The organism is Bartonella sp. AP88HLJMH (assembly GCF_042195605.1).
Taxonomy (GTDB): Bacteria; Pseudomonadota; Alphaproteobacteria; order Rhizobiales; family Rhizobiaceae; genus Bartonella.
Window position 1 is genome coordinate 1 of sequence record NZ_JBHIOR010000050.1, and the last position, 2,990, is coordinate 2,990.

The 2,990-nt window shown below is 39.0% G+C and carries 6 protein-coding genes; 2 read left to right on the forward strand and 4 right to left on the reverse strand.

The genetic code is table 11. The annotated features are described in order from the left end of the window. The first annotated feature begins 268 nt into the window (after positions 1 to 268). Both ACFIMA_RS09265 and ACFIMA_RS09270 read left to right on the forward strand, forming a co-directional pair. Entirely contained in the window at positions 269 to 400 is a 132-nt protein-coding gene (locus tag ACFIMA_RS09265) for a hypothetical protein (protein WP_375693406.1), read from the forward strand. Further along, the gene (locus tag ACFIMA_RS09270) at positions 393 to 701 is read left to right on the forward strand and encodes a HigA family addiction module antitoxin (RefSeq protein ID WP_375693407.1); all 309 of its coding nucleotides are present in this window, start codon (positions 393 to 395) and stop codon (positions 699 to 701) included. Before ACFIMA_RS09265 ends, ACFIMA_RS09270 begins: the two co-directional genes overlap by 8 nt. A 9-nt stretch (positions 702 to 710) precedes the next feature. On the opposite strand, the gene ACFIMA_RS09275 is transcribed toward ACFIMA_RS09270, so the two are convergent. The 4 genes from ACFIMA_RS09275 to ACFIMA_RS09290 all read right to left on the reverse strand — a co-directional run bounded on the left by ACFIMA_RS09275 (position 711) and on the right by ACFIMA_RS09290 (position 2,494). Further along, positions 711 to 1,097 carry a hypothetical protein gene (locus ACFIMA_RS09275; protein WP_375641101.1) on the reverse strand — a complete coding sequence of 129 codons (387 nt, stop codon included), beginning with the start codon at positions 1,095 to 1,097 and terminating at the stop codon, positions 711 to 713. After that, complete coding sequence (locus tag ACFIMA_RS09280) at positions 1,090 to 1,341, reverse strand: type II toxin-antitoxin system prevent-host-death family antitoxin (RefSeq protein ID WP_375628617.1); 252 nt, start codon at positions 1,339 to 1,341, stop codon at positions 1,090 to 1,092. The genes ACFIMA_RS09275 and ACFIMA_RS09280 overlap by 8 nt, the downstream gene beginning before the upstream one ends. Positions 1,342 to 1,463: 122 nt before the next feature. Further along, positions 1,464 to 1,742 (reverse strand): hypothetical protein, encoded by a 279-nt coding sequence (locus tag ACFIMA_RS09285; RefSeq protein ID WP_375638183.1) that lies wholly within the window; start codon positions 1,740 to 1,742, stop codon positions 1,464 to 1,466. Beyond that, positions 1,739 to 2,494, reverse strand: a complete 756-nt coding sequence (locus tag ACFIMA_RS09290) for an antA/AntB antirepressor family protein (RefSeq protein WP_375621859.1) — start codon at positions 2,492 to 2,494, stop codon at positions 1,739 to 1,741. Before ACFIMA_RS09290 ends, ACFIMA_RS09285 begins: the two co-directional genes overlap by 4 nt. Positions 2,495 to 2,990 lie beyond the last annotated feature (496 nt).

A 2,990-nucleotide genomic window follows, 5' to 3' on the forward strand; every position in this document is an offset into this window, starting at 1 on the left:
GGTGGCTCTGGAGGAGTCGGCAAAGGTTCCTATAGTTCGGGAAAAGCAGGGCGTGGTTTTGGGGGCGGAGGTGCTGGTGCTCATGCCGATTCTTCTCCAAGTGGTGCTGGAGCAGATGGTGCTGTCCTCATAAGATTATGGAAAGAATAAATGGATGCACAAGTAACCAAGATATGACAGAAGTCAAATGGATAGCTGTTCTATAAGCAGGTTTATATGTTTTTAAGTCCTTTTATCGCTCTTTAAAAGCCCTTTGAAAGGGCTTTTTTTGACTGACAGTGTCAGGCTTATGGAGCATGATGATGGTTGTTATAGTCTCTTCATTGATTTGGAGAGCAAGATGGCAACAGAATTTAAACTTCGTATTCACTTTATTAAGAAAGGATACAGTTATGGATGACATTCCTGCACAAAGAGATAAAAACCGCTGTCCTACTCATCCAGGAGAAGTTTTAGCAGATATTATTCCTGAGACAGGCAAAACAAAATCAGAAATTGCGCATATGCTTGGTATATCACGCCAACATCTTTATGATATTCTAAATGCCGAAAAGCCTATATCTCCTTCTCTTTCGGCTTGTCTTGGCAAAATGTTTGGGAATGGAGCAGCAATATGGTTACGTATGCAAGCCAATTATGATGCGTGGCATGCTGAACGTGAAACAGATGTGAGCAAAGTTCCAACACTCCACGCTGTTTGACTTTGTGACTCAATCTCTAGAGACTTTTCCAAGTGGTTTTATTGCTTTAACTTCTTTAATTTTAAGTGCAATTTTACGCACGAAAGCGAGGCTAAAACGCCCTTGTGGTTTTAAATCTTCAAAGTCAAACAAAGATTCGCAAGGAACAACATTAAATTCATCAACACGCACCCAAGATTGCTTTTGCAACCCCGCACGTCTACATTCTATCTCAGGTACTTTTAAGCTATATTGTAAATTAATAGGCTCTTGAGAAGTGATAGGAAACAAAAAAAAATGGCTTTCAGTTTTAACCATAACACAGGAAGGACGCGCTTTGCGCCCCGAATGTTCACCTTTTTGCGCTTGTTCGTGCCATAAATAATAATATTGAACAACATCCCCTGCTTTAAACATGTTCATCACTATTCAAAATGTCATCTAAACCACGATCTAAATCGTCTAATATATTTTGAGGTGCATCTGCATAAACAAAAGATTGTGCGCCAGAACGCGCTTTTATTAATTCATGATATAAATCAACAGGAAGCATAATGATTTTTTCACGCCCTCGCTTTGTCAAAGCTACAGGTGTAGACATAGCCTCGTCTAAAATATCGCCTGCCCCGCGGTTTACATCTGTAAAACTATATTTTTTCATATGCACATCCTATCTTTAATGTATAATACGTATTATACGTACAATACGTATTATGTAAAGATATTTTACGGTATTAACCACCTCCCCGCCTAAAAGACGAGGAGATAAATCATGTTTTTAAATTAAGCAGCTTTCTTAACAGAATTTTTCAAACTCGGCTCGTAAGCTTTCAACAAAGGCTCCATAATAGAAGGAGGTTTTAAAGATCCAAAATTTGTAATCATTGCCAGAACTCTGAGTGCATTTGGTGATTCATCTTGAAGTTTTAAAATCAGAGCTTTTTCTATTGCATCCATGGTTTCAATCAGAGCATTAAAAGCCTTATCTTCGACATCATCACGATCAGAAAATTGAAACAAAGCCATCCATAAATCACATAAAAAGTCGATACTGGTATTCATTGCACACCTCCATGGATTTGTTCTCTCAAACATGCCAATCCTTTTGGTGTGATTTTTGTTGAAGGGAGCACCTTTTCTGTACCATCCGGTCTTTGAATGGTAATAGCGGGACAATCCATGAATCCTTTCTTTATCTTATCCTGATAAGGTAACAGCGGCGCCCCTGGAGCCCGTCGATACACCCAGTCATGTTTACGCAAATAATCCGTTAAGTCCTTTGGTCGTACTTCAAGCATCTTTGCTGCTTCGATAAGACCAAACAGACCATCAGAACGCTTTAAGCCTTCTAAAGCTTCTGCTTTTGGAGTCAATTCAGCAATAGTGTTATCCTTTTGCTCGATTTGACTTTGTAAGTGATTCAAAACACCAAGTAATGCTTCGGGTTTGGAATAATCAACTTGTGATGCAGCTATCTGTGGGGTTGCTACTTGTTTTAAAAGCCTTTCACATTTGATAAAGTATAAACGGGCTTCTCTACCTTTCTTATTATTCTCAAGCATAGAAAGTTCTTTAGCTACACTTAAAGTTAGATGATAATCTTTACGATTGTGACCACCCCTGCCTTTGCTCCCCAAAATCGGGGAGCAAACAAAGTCTTGATTTTCTAATAAATTATATTTGTTAATACGGTCTGTAATCCAAGTAGAGAAATCTTTTCCTATTTCCAAAAACGCATGTAATTCGCGCGCATTTACCGTTTGAACAGTTTCCTGATCAATTATTTGTTCCAATATTGGAATAAGAGTGTTCATGAGAACTCCTTATCGTTAAATGTTTTTGATTGACACTCGATAAAAGAGTGCCGGGTGCTCAAAAACACGGCGATAAGTCCGTCGTTATGCTTTCCCCCAAAGGGTATTGTATAGCGTAACCACACCCGACAAGCCATTTATATGCTATACGCATATAATGAGTCAAAGCTTTTAATCTGCGGAAAAAAGACTGTTTCGGCAATCCACCCGCTTATCGTCAAGGTGTTTTTGAGGCACCTGATTCGAAAATACACATTGTAGAAATAATGTCAATCTATTTTCGATAATTTTTTATCGTAATGCCAGTTTAACAAACACAGCAATTATTCTCTCATTTTTTCCCATTCATTTCATTCGCCAATATTTTAAAGGAGTATAAAATGGCAACAGGTTTTTTACACGGTGTTGAAGTTGACGAGGTTGACGACGGCACCCGACCCCTTCGCGCGGTACAATCGGCAGTTATCGGGATTGTTGGCACAGCACCCGATGCCGA